Here is a 22,827-nt window from a genome sequence, read left to right as displayed (position 1 = left end):
CAACAGAAAACTCCGAACTCTATAGAGGGTGAGAAGATTGTGGTAAATGAATAAAAAATCTAGTAAATTGGCATATAAAGGGGACGTTCACAGCAATGAATGGCATACTTCCATTATGGAAAGAGCGCGGGATGACGAGTCATGACTGCGTTTTTAAACTTCGTAAAATTTTAAAGACAAAAAAAGTAGGGCATACGGGCACGCTAGATCCAGGCGTTGAAGGTGTTTTACCAATATGTATTGGACAAGCAACTCGGATTGCAGAATATTTAACAGATACAGGGAAAACGTATGAAGCGGTTGTTTCAATCGGACGTACAACAACGACTGAGGATGCAGAAGGTGAAACAGTAGCGCAAGATGGAACATTCAAATCTTTTGATCGCGCCCAAATTTTACAAGCACTAGATTCATTAACAGGTGAAATAGAGCAAACGCCACCGATGTTTTCAGCAGTAAAAGTAAATGGTAAAAGATTATACGAATATGCACGTGCAGGTCAAACAGTGGAGCGACCTACACGAAAAATTACAATTTTTGAACTCGAATTATTAGATGATGCCCAGCAGTTCGAAGGGGAAGAAGTCCATTTTTCAATTCGAATTAAATGCTCGAAAGGGACGTATATTCGAACACTTGCCGTTCAAATCGGTGAAGCATTAGGATTTCCAGCCCATATGCATGAACTTGTTCGCACAGTATCGGGTACTTTTACAAAGGAAAATTGTTTGACGCTCGCTCAAGTAGCTGAATTAATGGAAGCTGGACAGTCACAACAATTTTTATTGCCCGTTGAATATGCACTTTCTGACTATCCTTATATTGAAATTACAGAGGATATTGAAAAGCAAATTTTTAATGGACAAGTGCTTCCAATCCATGCATTATTAAAGGAACATGATAAGATTGTATTTGGATTAGCAGGAAGGGCATTTGCGGTATATATCGCACATCCGACAAAATTAGGTCAAATGAAGCCGGATAAAATGTTTCCCGAACTAGATTAGGAGGCACAACATGAACGTTATTCATTTAAAATATCCACATCAATTGAATAAAGAGCAACATGCTGAAGCGTATTCTTTAGCAGTCGGTTTTTTTGATGGTGTGCATAAAGGACATCAAGCGGTTATCCAACAGGCAAAAGAGAAAGCACAACAACTTGGTATTAAATCAGCGCTTATGACATTTGATCCACATCCGTCAATTGTACTTGGTGGACGCAATGAAAAAGTGTTCTACATTACACCGCTTGCGCAAAAGTTAGATACATTAACAAATTTAGGGGTAGATACTGTATTTGTGGTGAACTTTACATCGGATTTTGCTAAGTTGACGCCAGAGCAGTTTATTCAACATTTTATAATAGATTTGAATATTCAACATGTGACTGCGGGCTTTGATTTTTCTTTCGGTGCATTTGGTAAAGGAAATATGCAAACGATGGAGCAATTAAGTCAGGGGAAATTCGGTGTCTCGACTGTCGAAAAGCAAGAGGATATTGAAGAAAAAATCAGTTCCACGCGCATTCGTAAATCTTTGCAAGATGGTGACATGGAGCAAGTCCGTGCCCTATTAGGTCGTGCTTTTGAGGTTCCAGGAATTGTTATACATGGAGATAAACGAGGACGTACAATGGGCTTCCCAACCGCGAATGTACAAGCAATGGAAGGCTGTTACATACCAGCAACAGGTGTTTATGCTGTCAAAATATTAGTGCAAAACGAGTGGTATAATGGCGTTTGTAATGTCGGATATAAACCAACATTTAATAATCCAGATGAAAAACGTTTATCGATAGAAGTGCACATTTTAAATTTTGATAAAAATATTTATGGTGAAGAAGTTGTTGTTGGTTGGTACAATCGCATTCGCAGTGAACAAAAGTTTAATGGGATTGATTCCCTCATCCAACAAATCGAACTAGATAAGCAGCAGGCAATTCAATTTTTTGAAAAAGTATAAAATATTCACTTTCCGTAGTTATGGGGAATGGGTCAAAAAAAACGATGTTACACATGAAGCTAAGAAAAAACTTGGGCGAATCATTCCACGCGGACCGTACACCAAAGACGCACCAGCGGATTTGTTCTCTCAGCTATCTTAATAGTTGATTTGTACGGCTTATATATGGTATTATCCATAAGTACGAATTTAACGTACAAACCTTAGCTCGGCTATTCGCAACTCCAGCGATTGCTGTGCTAGTGGGGATACAATAAATCTTAGGAGGTCATTTCAAATGGCAATTACAAAATTACGTAAAAACGAAATTATCGCTGAGTACCGCACTCACGAAAGCGACACGGGTTCTCCAGAAGTACAAATCGCTGTATTAACTGCAGAAATCAACGCGTTAAACACACACTTATCAACTCACAAAAAAGATTTCCACTCTCAACGTGGTCTTCTTAAAATGGTAGGTCGTCGTCGTCACTTATTAAAATTCTTACGTGAAAATGACGTACAACGTTACCGTGAATTAATCACTAAACTTGGATTACGTCGTTAATTTGACAATAAAAAAGCGGGATTTTTTCCCGCTTTTTATTGTGTTTTTATAAAAAAATAACTGACTGTAGATAGGAATCTAGGTCAATTTGAACACAATATAGTAATTATTTATATTCTATCATGCAATATATTGCACCTAAATGTAATTAATGAATGATTTTAATGAAAAAATTTAGCATAGAAATAGCTTTTTTGATACACTAACTAATAGTACATAAAAAAGATACGTCAAGTGTTTCAAATAAGAAAGGGGTTCATTTAATGAACGAAAAAAAGGTCTTTTCGTATGAATGGGCTGGCCGTCCTTTAGTAGTAGAGGTAGGACAGTTAGCAAAACAAGCAAATGGTGCTGCGATGGTTCGCTATGGCGAAACAGCAGTATTAGCAACGGCAACAATGTCAAAACAAGCAAAAGCATTAGACTTCTTCCCATTAACAGTTAACTATGAAGAACGTTTATATGCTGCAGGTAAAATTCCAGGAGGTTTCATTAAACGTGAAGGTCGTCCATCAGAGACAGCCGTTTTAACATCTCGTTTAATCGACCGTCCAATTCGTCCAATGTTCCCAGATGGCTTCCGTAACGAAGTTCAATCGATTTTAATGGTAATGTCGAACGACCTAGATTGCCCGGCAGACGTAGCAGCAATGTTCGGTTCTTCTTTATCATTAGCTGTTTCGGATATTCCATTCGATGGTCCAATCGCGGGTGTTCACGTTGGTTATATCGATGGCGAATTTATCTTGAACCCAACGTTAGAGCAATCAGAAAAATCAACAGTTCACTTAACAGTGGCTGGTAACAAAGATGCAATCAACATGGTAGAAGCAGGCGCGTTAGAAGTTCCTGAAGAAATTATGTTAGAAGCAATCATGTTCGGTCATGAAGAAATTAAAAAATTAATCGCGTTCCAAGAAGAAATCGTTGCAGCAGTTGGTAAAGAGAAAATCGAAGTTGTCCTTTTCGAATTAGATGCTGAATTAACAGTAGCGATTAAAGCGGCGTGTGAAGCGGATATGAACACGGCAATTCAAACGGTTGATAAGCAGGAGCGTCAAGATAATATTACAGCTGTAAAAGAACGTGTAATTGAATCTTATAAAGCACAAGAAGCTGATGAAAATACAATGAAACACGTACATGCCATCTTAGATAAGATGGTGAAAGATGAAGTACGTCGTTTAATTACAGACGATAAAATCCGTCCAGATGGTCGTAAACAAGACGAAATCCGTCCATTATCATCTGAAACAGACCTTTTACCTCGTGTACATGGTTCAGCAATGTTCACACGTGGACAAACACAAGCAGTTTCGATTACAACATTAGGTCCTTTAGGTGATGTACAAATCATTGACGGATTAGGTGTTGAAGAAACAAAACGCTTTATGCACCACTACAATTTCCCAGCGTTCTCTGTAGGGGAAACAGGTCGTTATGGTTCTCCAGGTCGTCGTGAAATCGGTCACGGTGCATTAGGTGAGCGTGCGATTTTAGCTGTATTACCATCTGAAGAGGACTTCCCATACGCAATTCGTTGTGTAGCAGAAGTAATAGAATCAAACGGTTCTACTTCTCAAGCATCAATCTGTGCATCAGTTATGTCTCTAATGGCTGCAGGTGTTCCGATTAAAGCACCAGTTGCAGGTATCGCGATGGGTCTTGTGAAAAAAGGCGACAACTATACAGTATTAACAGATATTCAAGGTATGGAAGACCACCTTGGTGATATGGACTTTAAAGTAGCGGGTACAGCAAAAGGTGTAACAGCACTTCAAATGGATATCAAAATCGACGGTCTTTCTCGCAACATCTTAGAAGAAGCGTTAACACAAGCAAAAATCGGTCGTATGCAAATTTTAGAGCATATGTTATCAACAATTGCTGAACCACGTACATCATTATCAACATACGCACCAAAAATTATTACAATCAAAATCAATCCAGACAAAATCCGTGATGTGATCGGACCTGGTGGTAAACAAATTAACAAAATTATCGATGAAACAGGTGTTAAGATCGATACAGAACAAGACGGTACAATTTACATCGCTTCAGCTGATGAAGCAATGATTAACCGCGCGAAAGAAATTATCGAATCAATCGTACGTGAAGCTAAAGTAGGCGAGTACTACATGTCAACAGTAAAACGTATCGAAAAATTCGGTGCATTCTGTGAAATCTTCACAGGAAAAGACGGTTTACTACACATTTCAGAAATTCAAGAAGAACGTACGAAAGCTGTAGAAGACGTATTAAAATTGGGCGATCAATTACTTGTGAAATGTATCGAAATCGACAATCAAGGACGAGTAAACTTATCTCGTAAAATTGTTGTTAAAGAAGAAAAAGAACGCGCTGAACAAGCATAATTCATTTCAAATGAATGCGTAATGAGCTTGATAAATGCCATTTTGACGAAAATCAAAATGGCATTTTTGCATATAAGCTCGCATATACAGTGAAAAGAAATTAATGATGATTGATAGATAGGAGAATTTCATGGTACAAGTACTTACATGTCAGAACGGAGTACGCATTGTAGCGGAGGAAATGCCGCATGTGCGCTCTTTATCAGTTGGAATTTGGGTCAATGCGGGCTCACGCTATGAAACGCTTGAAGAAAACGGCATTACGCATTTTATTGAACATATGCTATTTAAAGGAACAAAAAATCGAACAGCTCGCCAAATTGCTGAACAATTTGACCGTATTGGTGGTGAAATCAATGCGTTTACATCAAAAGAGCATACTTGTTATTTTGCAAAAGTATTAGACCATCATGCGGGGCTCGCGGTGGAAATTTTGGCCGATATGTTTTTCAATTCACTATTTACGGAAGAAGATATCGGGCGTGAACGTCAAGTAGTGCTCGAAGAAATATATATGAGTGAAGATGACCCTGCAGATGATGTACACGAGAAACTGTGGTCGGTTATGTACCCGAATGATGCGCTAGGCCGTCCTATTTTAGGGACACCTGAAACGTTGGCAACATTTAATGAGGAGATGATTCGTCAGTATATGGCAAAGCATTATGGTCCTAAAAATGTCGTTATTTCCGTGGCAGGTCATATTACAGGTGGTCTACTTGAAGCGATTGAAACGTTATTTGGTACGTATGCTGCGAGTGAACAATCAGAAGTAGCACAACCGTCATATCCAGTATTTACGGCAGGTGAAGTTGTAAAAACACGCGATACTGAGCAAGCACATATCGCTATCTCTTTCCCAGCAATCGGTGTAAAAGATCCGCAAACATATAGCTTTATTGCGTTAAATAATATTATTGGTGGCAATATGAGCTCACGTTTATTCCAAGATGTGCGTGAGGAGCGCGGGCTAGCGTATTCGGTATTTAGCTATCAATCATGCTATGAAGATGTTGGAGCCTATACGATTTACGCATCTACATCGAAGCAAAACTTAGATACGCTGCAACAGCAAATGGATCAAACATTATTTGATGTGGTGGCAGGTGGGGTCACGGAAACCGAACTTGAAAATGCAAAAGAGCAATTAAAGGGGAGTTTCGTGCTCGGCTTAGAAGGAACAGAAGAGCATATGAATCGTAACGGTGTGAACGAACTGATCCATCAACAACATCGCTCTGTGGATGAAGTGCTCGCAAACATTGATGCTATTTCGATGGATACCATTGATGAATTAATTACAAAAATTTTATTAAATGAACCAGCTATCGCGATTATTGGTCCAGAAAATGAATAAAAGGCGAATCGGAGTTTGATAGGAAAACTCTGATTCGCTTTTTTTTATAATTCTGCTTGCTCAAATTTTATAATGGCAGACTGACTAAGCTTGTAGTAAATCCACACGCTGAGGATAGGAATAATGAATCCACCCATTTCAATCGAGAAAAAGGTATTGAAAAATAAGAGAAGGAGTGAGTGTGGCGAAAATAATACAACTAATAAAAATGGGATATTCAGTAAGTCAAAGTCAACCTTATTTTGAGTGGGATTGGAAAAATAATGTTTTAGCTGCATGCCCATATGGACGAGGCTTACAGCAAAAAAGCCTAAGAAAATATAAGGCATATATGGGTCCGCTGTCACTCCCTTACTTTGATAAAATTGATGCAACAGTATAGGAAGACTAATCACCGCTATAAAAATGAATGTAAATACATAAGCGCTTGTGATGAAATCTTTTGTTGCAATAGGCATTGTCCGTAAAATGCGTATAAAGTGATTTTCATTATAAAGTGAAATACTGAATGATGCTATTTGAAGTAGGAAAATGAACAAAAATGTATTGAGCGAGAATGGTTCAGAATAATGGTAAAACATTAAAATTGTAGCGGCGATAAAAATACCGATAAATGCTAATCTTTTTCGTGAAAAGTAAAAGTGTAACTTCAGCATTGTGATCATACAATATCCCTCCTTGTAGAAAAATAATTTGTCATCAATATACTCAACACGAAACTAAGGACCGCCACACTAATAATAAGTGGCATTGAATCGATAAGTTGTCCTAAATAAGGTATAGAAGTAGAAATGAAAAGTGGGATGAGAAAAGGTAGTATCCCCATTACGAATTGCAAATTTGTTAACTGTAAAATTATATATATAGCGAACAAAATAAAGTTTGCACAAAGTAAAATAAGCCAATGAGTAGCGGAAGGAAAAACGAGCTGCTTCTCTATAAAGCTCATGAAGAATGCACCAATAAACACCGAATACGTGCAATAACTGAGTATAATCCCACTTAGAAACAAATAATCCGCTGCAATAAAGGTTTTCGTTGGAACTGGAAATAATGAAAACATTTTTTGATGCTTCTTTTGAAAAGCAAAAAAGTTCACGCAAACAAGGCTAGAACTAACAAGTGTAATTATTAAATGCATAGCTAAAAAATCCCCTAAAAAAAATCCGATTTCCATAATAAACGATAGGAACAAAGGTGTAAGCACGACCCAATTCGCCAATCCATCAAAATAATAACGAAGTAAAAATGAAATCATCGATTTCGCCCCTTTACATACAGCAGCATGAGCTCATCAATCGTTGGTTTTTCTAATTCGATGACGGGGTTAACAAATTCGCGTTTCACTAAATATTTCACGCCAAAAGTGGAATCCTGTTTTCCGATAATCGCATGTTTTGGAATGATGATTGCTTGTTCCGGTGTGCCTTTCCAAATACCATAGCCATACAACAGATCATCTTTATTTTCGCTAAATAAAATTTCCCCTTTATGGATAAACGTAATGGTATCCGCAATTTTTTCTAAATCACTTGTAATATGCGAAGAGAATAAAATGGCATGTTCATCATTTTCCATAAACTGTTGTAATAGCCCGAGCACTTCATCACGTACAATCGGGTCAAGTCCGCTCGTTGGTTCATCTAATAAAAGAAGTTTTGGGTGGTAGGACAAAGCTAAAATAAGACCTAACTTCATCTTCATACCGCGGGACATTGTTTTTACTTTATCGAATTTAGGCACGTCCAATTGGTCGAGTAGGCGATAAAAATAATCGCTGTCCCAAGTCGAATAAACTTTCGAATAGATGTTATTTAGTTCTTTGACTGTTAAATTATTAGGCACGTGGAGCTCATCAAACACAACCCCAATTTGAGCTTTTAAAGCGACTTCATGTGACAGGTGATCCTTGCCGAAAATAAGAATTTCGCCCGCCTGTTTTTTGAACAGATTTAAGATCAGCTTGATTGTCGTTGATTTCCCCGCGCCGTTTTGTCCAATGAAGCCTGCAATGGTCCCACATTCTACCGTAAAGGAAACATCATTTAAACGAAAACTTTTAAATTGCTTTGAAACATGTTTTACCTCGATTGCATTCATTGTCATTCCTCCAGTAATAATCTCAACAAATCAAATAATTCATCCGATTGGATATTGGCCGTTTTTGCAATTGACACCGCTTTTGTTAAATGCCCTTCAATTTGCTTCACTAACTCTTCCCGCAAAAAATCTTGATTACGCTGTGAGACAAAGCTCCCTTTTCCAGCAACGGTTTCGATAAAGCCATCGCGCTCTAAATCCCCGTAAGCTCGCTTTGTTGTCATGACACTAATTTTTAATTCGACTGCTAGTGCCCGTATAGAAGGGAGTGCATCACCGGCGACGAGCACACCAGATAAAATGGCTTGCTTTAGCTGTTCTGTAATTTGCTCGTAAATAGGCTGATTATTTGCATTGCTCAATTTTATGAACATAAATCGAAATCACCTCAATTAAATAACTGTATATGTACAGTATGCACAGTTGAGTGGAGAAATGTCTACTTCAAATTTTAAATGTAAGAAAGCACAATCAAAACTTTCAATGCATATAGTAATCATAAGCTCATTGAAGAGGAGGATGAGGATGCTATTATCTGAGCTTGCTGAAAAGGAATTAATCGAAATGGAAAAGGGGATTCGCTATGGTTTTTTAGCGGAGACAGAATGTATTTTTGATCCGAAGACAGGGAAAATTTTAGGATTTGAAATGCCTGCCCAAATGGTGAAGATGCCATTCCAAAAAAAGAAAACACCAACGATTAAATATATTCCTTGGGAAGAGATTTTGCTAATTGGCGAAGATCGTATTTTATTTCAAAAAACTACTTCATCGATTAATCATCCGATCGAATGACAGAGCGCTGGCTTATTGTAGGGACGGATGAGCGGATGAAATTGCTAGCAAAGGAATTAACGGATCATCAACGCACGGTATATTACAAATGCACAAATAAGTGGGATGATGCTTTAAATAAGGCGGCACTTGAATTTCATCCGACGATACTGGTGTTACCAATCCAGCCGTTAAAAATTGAGGTTCCTGAATTATTCGGTATTAATCAAGTCCGCATTTTTGCAGGTCGATTAGATGACGATTGGACTAAACATTTACGAAATACAAAACCAATCTTCTATTTGCAAAATGAAGCGTTTATTTGGAAAAATGCAGCCCTTACTGCTGAAGGCTTTTTAGCCCATATATATCAGCAAAGGGTAAGTGTTCAACGTAAAAAAATTATTATTACAGGCTTTGGGCGAGTGGCAAAAATACTTGCATTATTTTTAAGTCGCATGCATGCCGATATTCATATAGCTGTTCACTCGGAAACACAATGTGCCGAGGCGATTGCGTATGGCTATACAGGGATTTATTTAGATGAAAAAAATCAATGTTCAGCCGATTTGATTATTAACACAATTCCAGATGCTTGGTTGACAAAAGAGTATACACAATTCATTGAATGTCCGATTTATGACATAGCATCTGCACCGGGATGCTTGAAAGAACTCACTTTATCGCAATATGAGTTGTTGCCAGCATTACCTGGGAAATACTTTCCGCAAGCAGCAGCTAAAATCATGTATGAAACGATGCTCGATCTCATTAGGAGGGAAAAAAATGCTTGAAGGAAAGCGAATAGGACTTGGAATAACGGCTTCACATTGTACGTATGAGGATGTTGTCCCTAAAATTAAGCAATTTCGAGATGCAGGGGCAACCGTTGTACCAATCATTACACCTTCTGTATTACATGCGGCAACTCGCTTTGGTACAGGGGCGGAATGGATTGAAAAAATTGAGGCCTTGGCAGGAGAGAAAGTAGTAAGTTCTATTGTAGAGGCAGAGCCATTTGGGCCGAGGAATCCACTCGACTGTATGGTTATTGCACCGATGACGGGAAATTCAATTAGTAAATTTGCCAATGCTGCGACGGATAGTGCTGTTTTGATGGCTGCAAAGGCGACATTACGAAATGGCTCACCTGTTGTTTTGGGAATTTCAACGAATGATGCGCTTGGGCTAAATGGGATGAATATAATGAAATTAATGAATGCGAAGAACATTTATTTTATTCCATTTGGCCAGGATGATCCAGTTCTAAAACCGACGTCGCTTATAGCGGATTTCACAAAAATGCTCGAAACGGTGGAATATTCTCTCGTTCATAAAAAACAGGTTCAACCAATAATTATACAATTTTTTAAATAATCCAATAAACGTACACAATTCAAATTATTTATGATACAATATCCAACATTATGTATCTAGTTTATTTTAGGAGAGATGAGAAATGACAAAGCAATTGACAGTTGCACTAGTTGGAGCAACAGGAGCAGTAGGTTCAAAATTAATGGAAAAACTTATTGAGCGTAAGTTTCCGATTAACCATATAAAGTTTTTAGCTTCAGCACGTTCGGCCGGTAAGAAAATTGAATTTAACGGTCAAACATATACAATTGAAGAAGCGACACCAGAAAGCTTTGAAGGCGTCAATGTTGCTTTCTTCTCAGCAGGTGGTTCCGTTTCAGAAAAACTTGCGCCTGAAGCAGCAAAACGAGGCGCAATTGTAATCGACAATACGAGTCATTTCCGCATGGATCTAGAAGTGCCGCTAGTCGTGCCAGAAGTCAATCGCCACGTTCTAAAGAATATTCCAAAAGGGATTATTGCTAATCCGAACTGTTCAACAATTCAAATGGTAGCAGCACTTCAACCAATCCGTGAAAAATTTGGTTTAACAAAAGTAATCGTTTCAACTTATCAAGCAGTATCAGGCTCTGGAATTGCAGCAATTGATGAGTTACGTGAACAAAGTATGCAGTGGGAAGCGGGTAAAAATGTGGAGGCCAATGTTCTTCCTGTTAAATCAGATGCCAAACATTATCCAATAGCACGTAATGTCATCCCGCAAATTGACAAGTTCACGAACAACGGATTTACATATGAAGAAATGAAAATGATTAATGAAACAAAAAAAATTATGGAAGCACCAGAATTGAGTGTTGCAGCAACTTGTGTGCGCGTTCCTGTCGTATCTGGTCACTCAGAATCGGTTTATATCGAGTTAGAACAGGAAGCGACTGTGCAAGACATTTTTGCGGCACTACAAGACGCACCAGGCATTGTTTTACAAGATGATATTACACAGCAAGTTTATCCGATGCCTCTTTATGCTGAAAATGAGGACCCAACTTATGTAGGTCGTATTCGCCAAGATCTAGATAATAAAAAAGGTTTCCACCTATGGATTGTTGCAGACAACTTATTAAAGGGTGCAGCATTGAATTCTATTCAAATAGCTGAAGCAATGTTAGAGGATAACTTACTATAAAAGGAGTGTATTTACATGGACTTTGGTCGTATTGGAACAGCTATGATTACGCCGTTTACGAAAGATGGCGCGATTAACTATGTAGAGCTTGAACGTATTATCAATTTTTTAATAGACAACGGAACAGATGCGATTGTTGCTTGCGGTACAACTTCTGAAAATCCGACGATGTCTACGGAGGAAAAGATTGAAGTTGTTCGTTTTACAGTAGAAAAAGTGGCAGGACGTGTGCCAGTAATCGCAGGTACAGGAGATAATGAAACGGCCTATTCAATTGCGATGACGCATAAAGCAGAAGAAAATGGCGCAAATGGAATTATGCTTGTAACACCGTATTACAATAAACCGAATCAACGCGGCATGTATGCTCACTTTGAGACCATCGCTAAAGAAACGGCGCTCCCGATTATGCTTTATAATGTCCCAGGACGTACGGGTGCCAATATTTTAGCGGAAACAACGATTGCCCTCAGCAAGGATGTTGAAAATATTGTTTGCATTAAAGAGGCAAGTGGTAATTTAGATCAAATGGGCGATATTATTGAAAATGTCAATTCAGATTTCTACGTGTACTCAGGAGATGATGGTTTAACATTACCACTACTTGCAATTGGTGGTCGTGGAATCATTTCGGTCGCTTCGCATGTTGTAGGAAACGATATGCAACAAATGATTCGTGCATTTGAGCAAGGTCGACATGAAGAAGCCGCGCAAATTCACCGTGCATTATTGCCTTTAGTGCGCGCGTTATTTGCACAGCCAAACCCGTCGCCAATCAAATACGCGATGACGAAGCTTGGTTTTGATACATTAGATGTACGCCTACCGATGATGGAAATGCTACCAGAAGAGAAAGCGGCATTTGATCAAATTTGGGATACGTATCAAGAAAAGGCACAAAACTTCCGCGTTTTGCAAGAAAAAAAATAACCTAAAAACAAAAAAAAGTGGCGTTTTGACAATATGTCGAAATGCCACTTTTTAAATAATCAAGCACTTAACAAAGACTATCTCGATATAATATTTAAAAGTATCAAAAGAGAAAAATAGGTTTGAAAGAAATGACGAAATAACATTCAAGTAGAAATTCACTTATTTTATTTGTACTCTCGTCATTCTCACCGTATAATGAAAATTAAGTGGTTGCTGTTCGGAACAATTTAGGAGGAAAATGAAGTGACAAAAAATAAAAATGAACTAATCCGTGTCATTCCGTTAGGCGGAGTTGGCGAAATCGGAAAATCAATGTATGTAATCGAAATCGACGAAGAGCTTTTCGTAGTAGACAGCGGGCTCATGTTCCCAGAGAACGAAATGCTTGGTATTGATATAGTGATTCCAGATATTACGTACTTAGAAGAAAATAAAGATCGTGTAAAAGGGATTTTCTTAACACATGGACATGAAGATGCAATTGGCTCGATTGCCTATGTATTGAAAAAAGTAAAAGCGCCCGTATATGGTTCAAAATTAACAATCGCATTAGCAAAAGAACATTTAAAAGAATTACCAGTGCCTTATCAAGTAAAATTCTTTGAAGTAACAAGCAATAGCCGCATGAACTTTGTGACTACACATGTGACATTCTTCCATACGACACATAGTATTCCTGATTCTTTAGGGATTGTATTCCACACATCAGAAGGCGCAATTGTTCATACAGGAGAATTTAAATTTGATCAGTCAGCAACTGGTAAATTTAAACCGAATTTAGCGAAAATGGCGATGCTTGGTGAAGAAGGCGTACTAATGTTACTTTCTGAATCAATGGAGGCAGAACGTCCAGGGCATACAACGAGTGAATCTGTTATTGCAGAGGAGCTTCAAAAAACATTCCTTTCCGCGCCAGGTCGTATTATCGTTGCGCTATATGCATCAAACTTTATTCGTATTCAACAAGTATTTAGTCAAGCTGCTACATCGTATCGTAAAGTGGCGGTTGTCGGAAAGTCTTTAGAAAAAATCGTTGATATCGGTGTAAACCTTGGCTATCTAGAAGTGGACGAGGATTTATTAGTACCTGTGAACGAAATTCATAAATATCAAGATGATGAAATTATTATTATGGCGACGGGCAACAAAGGTGAACCACTTGATGTACTTGATAAAATTGTGCGTAAACACCACCGTGATGTCAAAATCAGAAATACCGATACCGTATTAATCACATTTACACCATCTCCTAGCATGGAAGTGCAGATGTTTAATACGATGAACCAACTAGCTAAAGCTGGTGCAACTGTATTGACTTCAAACAAGAAAGTGCATGTTTCAGGTCATGGTAGTGCGGAAGATTTAAAATTAATGTTAAACTTTATGAAGCCAAAGTATTTTGTGCCAATCCAAGGTGAGTACCGCATGTTAATTGCACACTCAAAGTTAGCACAACAGGTCGGCTTACAAAAATCACAAATTTTTATCGCAGACAAAGGTGATATTGTCGAATATAAAAATGGTAAAGTGCGCATGACAGGACGTGTACAAGCTGGTAACGTCTTAATCGATGGGATCGGTGTAGGAGACGTAGGCAATATTGTATTACGTGACCGAAAGTTATTATCACAAGATGGTATATTTATCGTTGTTGTGACATTAAACCGTGCACAGAAGAAGATTGCATCAGGTCCGGAAATTTTATCAAGAGGCTTCGTTTATGTTCGTGAATCAGAACAATTAATGGAAGAATCAGCAAATATCGCACGTGAAGTAATTGAAAAGTATGTTGGAAAAGAAACATTCGAATGGACAAATATTAAACAAGAAATTCGTGATTCTTTAAACCAATATTTATTCCAAAAAACGAAACGTCGTCCAATGATTATTCCAATTATTATGGAATATTAACAGGATAAAAGGGTTTTCTTGCCGAAGGGTGTAGGAAATCCTTTTTTTCTCCCATTGAAATAAAGTAGGTGAATAACCCGTTGAAACGTAAAACTAAAAATACAAAAGCAAAAGCAAAGTCGAAACCACAAACAAAGGCAGCCGGTCATGAGAAGGAGCTTCATCCGCTTGCTTATGAAATCATTGGTTTACTGTTAATTACTTTTGCGATTATAGAATTTTTTGAATTTGGAATTATAGGAAGATGGACCTTTTCGATTGTGGTCTTTTTCTTTGGAAACTTGCATTTCATTGTGCCAGTATTATGTTTATTAATTGCTGGCATGTTAATGGTACGTAGAAGAGGTGTTGCTTTTAATAATCGCATTGTCTCTGGTGTTTTACTTGTCGGGGCAAGCTTAACAATTTTTAGTCATAGTTTGTTATTTGAACAACTGTATGCAGCGAATGCTTTACTGTCGAATTCGGTATTAAAGGAAACATGGCGTCTTTTAATTAGTACAGAAGGCATCGTCAATCGCAGTCATGCATTGGGTGGTGGCATGATTGGTGGACTTCTATTTAGCCTATTACATGTATTGTTTGATGCAGCTGGGGCGAAAATAGCAGCAACAGTCATTATGGCAATCGGTATTATACTTATTACGGGAAAGGCTTTTGTCCCTTTATTAATAGAAAAGGCACCTAAATTAAGGGGAGCGCTAACGAGAACGAGAACGAATCGAAATACAACACCAAGGGCCGAGCGAGGAAACCGTTCGCGACGTACACAAGAGGAGCCGAGTTTTGCTGAGGAAGCAGCAGATGAAGAGGTTGTTATTTTGAATACGCCGATACAAGAAGAGCCGGTAATTTCGAACTTTGTGGAAAACATAAGAAATGAACAAATGAGAGAGCCGATAATTGAGGAAGAGGAAGTCCCCCTTGAAGAAGTGACTGTGCCAAACGCAGCTCCAGAGCAGTCTTATATTTTACCGCCTATCACAATATTAAACGCGCCACCAGAACAAGATCAAAGCGGTGAATATTCGGTTATTCAAAAAAATGCGAAAAAGTTAGAGCAAACATTTTCAAGTTTTGGGGTAAAGGCAAAAGTAACGCAAGTTCATTTAGGTCCTGCGGTGACAAAATACGAGGTCATGCCAGATACGGGTGTGAAAGTAAGTAAAATTGTTAGCCTACAAGATGATTTAGCCCTTGCGTTAGCAGCGAAGGATATTCGAATTGAGGCACCGATTCCAGGGAAGTCCGCTGTTGGTATAGAAGTGCCCAATAGTGAAGTGTCGATGGTGACCTTACGAGAAGTAATTGAGGCGAAGGAACAGTACAAGCCTGAATCCAAATTAATGGTCAGTTTAGGACGAGATGTGACAGGTCAAGCGATTACAGCCGAATTAAATAAAATGCCCCATTTACTCGTTGCCGGTTCAACAGGGAGTGGGAAAAGTGTTTGTATTAACGGTATTATTGTGTCGATTATTATGCGCGCAACACCTTCCGAAGTACGCATGATGATGATTGATCCGAAAATGGTCGAGTTAAGTGTTTATAACGGCATACCTCATTTATTGGCACCGGTCGTAACGGATGCACGAAAAGCAGCACAAGCGTTGCAGAAAGTCGTTTCGGAAATGGAACGACGCTATGATTTATTTTCAATGTCGGGTACACGGAATATAGAGGGCTATAATGAGCATATTAATCAATATAACGAGGAAGCAATGGAGCATCAACCAAGATTGCCATACATTGTTGTCATTGTCGATGAGTTGGCTGATTTGATGATGGTTGCGTCAAGTGATGTGGAAGATGCGATTACACGTCTTGCTCAAATGGCACGTGCAGCGGGAATCCATTTAATTATTGCAACACAACGTCCTTCTGTCGATGTTATTACAGGCATTATTAAAGCAAATATTCCGTCGCGCATTGCCTTTGCTGTATCTTCAGCAGTCGATTCGCGTACGATTTTGGACATGGGAGGTGCAGAACGCTTACTTGGGCGTGGGGACATGCTCTATTTACCAGCAGGTGCATCGAAACCTACACGTGTTCAGGGGGCTTTTGTCAGTGATAAAGAAGTAGGACATGTGATCGACAGTGTCATCCAACAGCAGAAAGCACAGTATGAAGAGGCGATGATTCCGACCGATGAACCGATTCGAAATGAATTGGATGAAACGGATGAGCTATATGATGACGCGGTTAGACTTATTTATGAAATGCAAACCGCTTCTGTCTCCATGTTGCAACGTAAATTCCGCATCGGCTATTCACGCGCGGCAAGAATAATCGATCAAATGGAACAACGGGGAATTGTCGGTCCACCAGAAGGTAGTAAACCAAGACAAGTGTTAGGAAATCGGCTTTAAAAGTCAATATATTAGAAGTTATCAAAACTTTATGAATGTTAATTTTTTTTGTGCGATTTTTAAATAAATTTGCTAAAAATGAAATAAAGTATGTCACATTGCGATAAAAGTGTTTTCTTTTATTAATGAAAATGTTATATTAATCACGAATTAGTAGGAATGTTGTACATCAGATGTCTGATCTCTATGTTATGGTGGTGATACAAAATGACAATTAAGGCGGATCATCGTCATTTGTATTTACAAGTGATTGACCGATTAAAGTCAGATATCGATAAAGAAATTTATCGTGAAAATGAAAAACTGCCATCTGAATTTGAACTTTCAAAAACACTTGGTGTTAGTCGTGCAACTCTTCGCGAAGCGCTTCGACTATTGGAAGAAGAAAATGTTATTGTAAGACGTCACGGTGTAGGAACATTTGTAAATCCGAAACCCCTTTTCACATCGGGCATTGAACATTTATCGAGTATTTCTTCGATGATTGAAAATGCAGGAATGATTCCAGGTACGGTTTTTATGAGCGCACAGGAAGAAAAGGTGACCGAGGAAGATATCGAACGTTTCCAAGCAGATATCGATGACAATGTAGTCACGATTGAACGTGTTAGAACGGCAGATGGCGAACCAGTCGTGTATTGTGTCGATCGCGTTCCTGCAAGCTTTTTACCGTCAGAATTTATTAGTAACCAAACCGTTTCAATTTTTTCAGCACTTGAACAAACTGGAAATATCCGTATTGCATACGCAGTAACGTATATTAACCCAGTTGGTTTCCATGATGTAGTCTCACCTATTTTGAAATGTGGGCCAGAATCAGCGTTGCTTATTTTGAAACAACTTCATTACGACGAGAATGATCGCGTCGTTCTTTATTCAAAAAATTATTTTAGAGCTGATAAATTCAGTTTCCATGTAGTACGTAAACGGGTGTAGAACAAATAATACAACTTATTTAATTCCTGCTAATTACAAAACCCTTTGAGGAGGACTCATTCATGAAAAAGCGTAAATTAGGTTTATTAATCTCATCAGTAGTAGCAACAGGTGCTATTTTAGCCGCATGTGGTGGCGGTGAGGATAAAGAAAAAGACACTTCAAACAATGCTGGCTCTGATACAAACACAGAAGATGCTGGTGAAGCATTTAAAGTAGCAATGGTAACTGACGTTGGTGGCGTTGACGATAAATCGTTTAACCAATCTGCTTGGGAAGGGATTAAACAGTACGGCACTGACAATAACCTAAAAGAAAAAGAAGGCTATGATTACTTACAATCAGAAACAGATGCAGATTATAACACAAACTTAAATAACTTATTACGTCGTGACTTCGATTTAGTATTTGGTGTTGGTTACTTAATGGGTGATTCAATTGGTGAAATCGCAGCGGATAATCCTGAAGCGATGTTAGCATTAATCGATGCTGAAGTAGATGCACCAAACGTAGTAAGCCTTATGTTTAAAGAGCATGAAGGTGCGTTTTTAGCAGGTGTTGCTGCAGCTAAAATGTCTAAATCGGGTAAATTAGGTTTCGTAGGTGGGAACAACATTCCAGTAATTAACCGTTTCGAAGCAGGTTTTGTTGAAGGTGCAAAAGCAGTAAATCCTGATATCGAAATTCAACGTAACTATACAGAATCATTTGCTGATGCGGCTAAAGGTAAAATTACTGCAAATGCAATGTACTCTTCAGGCGTAGATATTATTTTCCACGCGGCTGGTCAAACGGGTAACGGTGTATTCTCTGAAGCAAAAGAGCGTAAATCAAAAGATCCGAATGCAAACGTATGGGTAATCGGTGTAGATGCTGACCAATACGCTGAAGGTAAAGTAGATGATAAAACGAACGTTACATTAACTTCAATGTTAAAAGGTGTTCACAAAGCGGTAGTAGAAGTTTCTAACGCAGCAAAAGACGGAAACTTCCCTGGTGGTACAACGATTACTTATGGTTTAGCTGAAGATGGTGTTGGCTTAGCAGATTCTCGTGGTGCTATTCCAGAAGACGTATTAGCGGTAGTAGAAGAATATAAACAAAAAATCGCTTCTGGTGAAATTACTGTTTCTGAATCACTTAAATAATTCATTTAGGTACGATCATCATCATAGGGGAAAATATCTCCTATGATGATTTTGTGGTTTGTTAGATGATTCGATTAACTGGTGGTACGTATGTTCGCTGAAAAGTGTAAGGAAATGAAGGTTATTTTTAGTATTTAGCGAAAGTAATAAGTAAAAGAAAAAATTAATAGATGAAAGATTTTCTAAAAAGTCTTTCATGTGTTAATTTAAAAAATTATCCTAATAATAGCCTAAGGGAGTGAATCAAGTGGAACATGTGATTGAGATGCTCGGAATTCGCAAAGAGTTTGGTAATTTCGTAGCAAATAATAATATCACCCTCCAATTAAAAAAGGGCGAAATTCATGCGCTACTAGGAGAGAATGGTGCAGGTAAGTCGACTTTAATGAATGTGCTTTTCGGTCTTTATCAACCGGAAGCTGGTGAAATAAAAGTACGTGGGGAATCTGTAAAAATTACAGATCCAAATAAAGCCAATGATTTAGGGATTGGGATGGTCCATCAACACTTTATGTTAGTGGGGAATTTCACTGTTACAGAAAATATTATTTTAGGCAGTGAACCTACTAAACTAGGTATGATTAATATAAAGGATGCAGCAAAAGATATTGCAGCATTATCTAAAAAATATAATTTAGATGTCGATCCCAATGCTAAAATTGAAGATATTTCTGTTGGTATGCAACAACGTGTGGAAATTTTAAAAACATTGTACCGCGGTGCAGAAATTTTAATTTTCGATGAACCAACAGCGTCGTTAACGCCACAAGAAATTACAGAATTAATGAGCATTTTAAAACTTCTTATAAAAGAAGGAAAATCGATTATCATCATCACCCACAAATTAAAAGAGATTATGGAAGTATCGGATCGCGTAACGATTATTCGTAAAGGTGAAGGAATTGGCACAGTAATCACTGCTGAAACGAACCCGAATGAACTTGCGGAATTGATGGTTGGACGTCAAGTGGACTTTAAAACGGTGAAAAAAGACGCTACGCCAGCTGAAGAAATTTTAGCGATTGAAAATTTATTTGTAACCGATTACCGTAATATTGAAAAAGTAAAAGGGTTAAATTTAAATGTTCGCCGAGGTGAAATTGTCGGGATTGCAGGTATTGATGGCAATGGACAATCAGAACTGATCGAAGCGATTACAGGTTTACGCAAAGTGAAGAGCGGTAAAATTACGTTAAATGGCAAGGATATTACGGGATTAAAGCCACGTAAAATTACGGAGTCAGGTATTGGACATATCCCACAAGACCGACACAAACATGGACTTGTATTAGACTTCTCAATTGGACATAATATCGCCTTACAAACGTATTACAAGGAGCCGCTTTCAAAGGGTGGCATTATGAATTACAAAAAAATAAATGAAAAAGCACGTCAAGTAATCGAAGAGTTCGATGTTCGTTCGGGGCAAGGTGAAATGACGCCTGCACGTGCACTTTCTGGTGGTAACCAACAAAAAGCAATTATTGGACGTGAAGTTGACCGTAACCCCGATTTATTAATTGCAGCACTACCAACGCGTGGTTTAGATGTAGGGGCGATTGAATTTATTCACACACGTTTAATTGAACAACGTGATAAAGGAAAAGCTGTTCTTTTAATTTCATTTGAACTGGATGAAGTAATGAATGTTTCGGACCGAATTGCTGTCATTTATGATGGAATCATTATCGATACAGTTAATCCAAAAGAAACAAGTGAGCAAGAACTAGGCTTATTAATGGCCGGCGAAGAACGACAAGTGAAGGCTGTTAAGGAGGGGAACGAATAGATGTCAAATCGTGTAGTAAATATACTCGTTCCTGTTGTTTCAATTATTATTGGTTTAATCGTTGGGGCGATCGTAATGGTTGTCAGTGGTTATGATCCAGTACTAGGTTATACTGCTTTATGGAACGGTATTTTTGGGGATTCCTATTCAATCGGAAATACAATTCGTCAAATTACACCGTATATTTTATCAGGTCTAGCAGTCGCTTTTGCGTTCCGTACAGGACTATTCAATATTGGGGTTGAAGGGCAATTATTAATGGGTTGGTTAGCTGCTGCATACGTCGGTTATGCATTTGAGCTGCCACGATTTATCCACTTGCCATTAGCGTTACTTGCAGCGGCAGCAGCAGGTGCATTTTGGGCATTTATTGTCGGCTTCTTGAAAGCGAAATTCTCAGTGCATGAAGTAATTGCTTCGATCATGTTAAACTATACGGCGTTACATATTACGAATGCTGTTATTCGAAATTTGTCGGACGGCAGTTTTAAAACGCCGACAGTTTTAGAAAGTGCAACATTACGTATGCCATGGTTACGCGAAATTACAGATAATTCAAGCTTACACTTAGGTATTATCGTGGCTTTATTAATGGTGTTCGTCATGTGGTTTATTTTAGAAAAAACGACACGCGGTTACGAGCTAAAGTCAGTAGGTTTCAATAAAGATGCTGCTGAATATGCCGGAATGAATGTCAAAAAAAATATTATTTTAGCGATGACGATTTCAGGGGTATTTGCTGGTCTTGCCGGTGCGATGGAAGCTTTAGGTACTTTCCAAAACGCATCGATTAAAGCAGGATTCTCAGGCATTGGATTTGACGGAATTGCGGTTGCCTTACTTGGCGCAAACACGCCACTTGGGGTTGTATTCGGTGCTTCTTTATTTGGATCATTGAAATACGGGGCATTAAATATGCCAAACGAAGCAGGTATTCCAGAAGAAATCGTAGCGATTATTATTGCATTGATTATTTTCTTCGTAGCGAGTGGTTATATTATCCGATTAGGTTTACAAAAATTCGGAAAGAAAAAGGAGGGCCAGTAACATGAGCTTCTTAGAAATGTTATATTTCATTGTCCCTTCTGCGATTTTATACGCGACACCGTTAATTTTTGCAGGTATCGGTGGGGTATTCTCTGAACGCTCGGGTGTTGTCAACATCGGGTTAGAAGGAATCATGGTTATTGGTGCCTTCACAGGGATTTATGTCAATTTAGAGTATTATGATGTTTTTGGAAAAAATGTTATTTGGGTAGGGATTTTAGCAGCATTAGTTGCTGGATTACTGTTCTCCCTATTACTAGCAGTTGCAGCGGTGTCATTCCGTGCAGACCAAACCGTTACAGGGGTAGCATTAAATATGCTTGGCGTTGCTGTTGCGGTATTCTTAGTGAAATTAATTTATCAAAAAGGACAAACAGATATGATTCAAGCGCCGATTCAGCGCTTTGAAATTCTCTATTTATCTGATATCCCGTTCTTAGGTAAACTATTATTCCAAGATGTGTACAGTGTGTCGATTTTAGCGTTTGCTGTGGCGATACTTGCATGGTTTGTCATTTATAAAACGCCATTCGGTTTACGTTTACGTGCAGTTGGTGAACATCCGATGGCAGCAGATACAATGGGTGTTAATGTGACGAAAATGCGCTATATCGCTGTTATGATTTCGGGTGCGCTTGGTGGTGTTGGTGGTGCAGCGTTTGCAATGACTGTATCATCAGACTTCTCGGGTTCAACGATTGCAGGACAAGGTTTCATGGCCATTGCGGCAATGATTTTCGGTAAATGGCATCCAATGGGGACATTAGGTGCGGCACTGTTCTTCGGTTTAGCGCAAACATTAAGTATTACAGGTACGCAAATTGATTATATTAAAGAAATTCCAGCTGTTTATTTGCAAATATTACCTTATGTATTAACAATTCTTGCACTTGCAGGATTCATCGGGAAAGCTACTGCGCCAAAAGCGTCCGGCCAACCATATATTAAAGGAAAACGATAAAAAACTCTGCCTGCACAAAGTCAAAATGTGTGGGCAGTTTTTTCTTGCTTATAATTTTTCTGTTTTGGGAACAATACAATTGAATGGTGTGAAATAATAATAATTTTGCACA

21 protein-coding genes are annotated in these 22,827 nt (G+C 38.4%); 17 read left to right on the top strand and 4 right to left on the bottom strand.

The genetic code is table 11. The annotated features are described in order from the left end of the window. Window positions 1-95: 95 nt before the first annotated feature. From truB to ACQKIH_RS00285, 5 genes are all read left to right on the top strand, one after another. Entirely contained in the window at window positions 96-1,007 is a 912-nt protein-coding gene (truB, locus tag ACQKIH_RS00305) for a tRNA pseudouridine(55) synthase TruB (RefSeq protein ID WP_427762792.1), read from the top strand. 10 nt (window positions 1,008-1,017) lie between these two features. Continuing rightward, entirely contained in the window at window positions 1,018-1,965 is a 948-nt protein-coding gene (ribF, locus tag ACQKIH_RS00300) for a riboflavin biosynthesis protein RibF (protein ID WP_057986956.1), read from the top strand. Window positions 1,966-2,242: 277 nt separating this feature from the next. Further along, the gene (gene rpsO, locus ACQKIH_RS00295; RefSeq protein WP_057986954.1) at window positions 2,243-2,512 is read left to right on the top strand and encodes a 30S ribosomal protein S15; all 270 of its coding nucleotides are present in this window, start codon (window positions 2,243-2,245) and stop codon (window positions 2,510-2,512) included. Between the two features lie 263 nt (window positions 2,513-2,775). Then, a complete protein-coding gene (pnp, locus tag ACQKIH_RS00290; protein ID WP_427762791.1) occupies window positions 2,776-4,887 on the top strand; it encodes a polyribonucleotide nucleotidyltransferase in 2,112 nt (703 codons plus the stop codon). 130 nt (window positions 4,888-5,017) lie between these two features. Beyond that, entirely contained in the window at window positions 5,018-6,244 is a 1,227-nt protein-coding gene (locus tag ACQKIH_RS00285) for a M16 family metallopeptidase (RefSeq protein WP_427762790.1), read from the top strand. A 44-nt stretch (window positions 6,245-6,288) separates the two neighbouring features. On the opposite strand, the gene ACQKIH_RS00280 is transcribed toward ACQKIH_RS00285, so the two are convergent. Genes ACQKIH_RS00280 through ACQKIH_RS00265 form a run of 4 tightly spaced genes read right to left on the bottom strand, consistent with a single transcriptional unit; the run spans window position 6,289 to window position 8,718 of the window. Then, window positions 6,289-6,909: a hypothetical protein gene (locus tag ACQKIH_RS00280; protein ID WP_427762789.1), complete on the bottom strand. Its 621-nt coding sequence runs from the start codon at window positions 6,907-6,909 to the stop codon at window positions 6,289-6,291. Continuing rightward, entirely contained in the window at window positions 6,906-7,502 is a 597-nt protein-coding gene (locus ACQKIH_RS00275) for a hypothetical protein (RefSeq protein WP_427762787.1), read from the bottom strand. The genes ACQKIH_RS00280 and ACQKIH_RS00275 overlap by 4 nt, the downstream gene beginning before the upstream one ends. Beyond that, window positions 7,499-8,344, bottom strand: a complete 846-nt coding sequence (locus tag ACQKIH_RS00270) for an ABC transporter ATP-binding protein (protein WP_427762786.1) — start codon at window positions 8,342-8,344, stop codon at window positions 7,499-7,501. The genes ACQKIH_RS00275 and ACQKIH_RS00270 overlap by 4 nt, the downstream gene beginning before the upstream one ends. Before the next feature lie 2 nt (window positions 8,345-8,346). Further along, window positions 8,347-8,718 carry a GntR family transcriptional regulator gene (locus tag ACQKIH_RS00265; RefSeq protein ID WP_427762784.1) on the bottom strand — a complete coding sequence of 124 codons (372 nt, stop codon included), beginning with the start codon at window positions 8,716-8,718 and terminating at the stop codon, window positions 8,347-8,349. A gap of 151 nt (window positions 8,719-8,869) precedes the next feature. On the opposite strand from ACQKIH_RS00265, the gene ACQKIH_RS00260 reads away from it, so the two are divergent. From ACQKIH_RS00260 to ACQKIH_RS00205, 12 genes are all read left to right on the top strand, one after another. Next, window positions 8,870-9,139, top strand: coding sequence for a YlmC/YmxH family sporulation protein (locus ACQKIH_RS00260; protein WP_057986939.1), 270 nt, complete (start codon window positions 8,870-8,872; stop codon window positions 9,137-9,139). After that, window positions 9,136-9,912, top strand: a complete 777-nt coding sequence (locus tag ACQKIH_RS00255; RefSeq protein WP_427762782.1) for a dipicolinate synthase subunit A — start codon at window positions 9,136-9,138, stop codon at window positions 9,910-9,912. The genes ACQKIH_RS00260 and ACQKIH_RS00255 overlap by 4 nt, the downstream gene beginning before the upstream one ends. Beyond that, window positions 9,905-10,495, top strand: a complete 591-nt coding sequence (locus ACQKIH_RS00250) for a dipicolinate synthase subunit B (RefSeq protein WP_427762781.1) — start codon at window positions 9,905-9,907, stop codon at window positions 10,493-10,495. Before ACQKIH_RS00255 ends, ACQKIH_RS00250 begins: the two co-directional genes overlap by 8 nt. 82 nt (window positions 10,496-10,577) lie before the next feature. Then, window positions 10,578-11,618, top strand: a complete 1,041-nt coding sequence (locus ACQKIH_RS00245) for an aspartate-semialdehyde dehydrogenase (RefSeq protein ID WP_057986933.1) — start codon at window positions 10,578-10,580, stop codon at window positions 11,616-11,618. Between the two features lie 15 nt (window positions 11,619-11,633). Continuing rightward, a complete protein-coding gene (gene dapA / locus ACQKIH_RS00240; protein ID WP_057986931.1) occupies window positions 11,634-12,548 on the top strand; it encodes a 4-hydroxy-tetrahydrodipicolinate synthase in 915 nt (304 codons plus the stop codon). 246 nt (window positions 12,549-12,794) lie between these two features. Continuing rightward, on the top strand, window positions 12,795-14,462 hold the full coding sequence (locus ACQKIH_RS00235) for a ribonuclease J (protein WP_057986929.1): 1,668 nt from the start codon (window positions 12,795-12,797) through the stop codon (window positions 14,460-14,462). Window positions 14,463-14,542: 80 nt separating this feature from the next. Beyond that, on the top strand, window positions 14,543-16,834 hold the full coding sequence (locus ACQKIH_RS00230) for an FtsK/SpoIIIE family DNA translocase (RefSeq protein WP_057986920.1): 2,292 nt from the start codon (window positions 14,543-14,545) through the stop codon (window positions 16,832-16,834). A gap of 207 nt (window positions 16,835-17,041) precedes the next feature. Continuing rightward, entirely contained in the window at window positions 17,042-17,770 is a 729-nt protein-coding gene (locus ACQKIH_RS00225; RefSeq protein ID WP_057986918.1) for a GntR family transcriptional regulator, read from the top strand. 62 nt (window positions 17,771-17,832) lie between these two features. Then, window positions 17,833-18,918 (top strand): BMP family lipoprotein, encoded by a 1,086-nt coding sequence (locus tag ACQKIH_RS00220; protein WP_427762778.1) that lies wholly within the window; start codon window positions 17,833-17,835, stop codon window positions 18,916-18,918. Between the two features lie 247 nt (window positions 18,919-19,165). After that, a complete protein-coding gene (locus tag ACQKIH_RS00215) occupies window positions 19,166-20,707 on the top strand; it encodes an ABC transporter ATP-binding protein (RefSeq protein WP_427762776.1) in 1,542 nt (513 codons plus the stop codon). Further along, window positions 20,708-21,754: an ABC transporter permease gene (locus ACQKIH_RS00210; RefSeq protein ID WP_057986912.1), complete on the top strand. Its 1,047-nt coding sequence runs from the start codon at window positions 20,708-20,710 to the stop codon at window positions 21,752-21,754. Between the two features lies 1 nt (window position 21,755). After that, window positions 21,756-22,715, top strand: coding sequence for an ABC transporter permease (locus tag ACQKIH_RS00205; protein ID WP_427762774.1), 960 nt, complete (start codon window positions 21,756-21,758; stop codon window positions 22,713-22,715). Window positions 22,716-22,827 lie beyond the last annotated feature (112 nt).

Source organism: Solibacillus cecembensis (assembly GCF_050272495.1).
In the GTDB taxonomy this organism is placed as follows: domain Bacteria; phylum Bacillota; class Bacilli; order Bacillales_A; family Planococcaceae; genus Solibacillus; species Solibacillus cecembensis.
The sequence above is the reverse complement of the archived record's forward strand: the minus strand, read 5'-3'. Positions and strand labels throughout refer to the sequence as shown.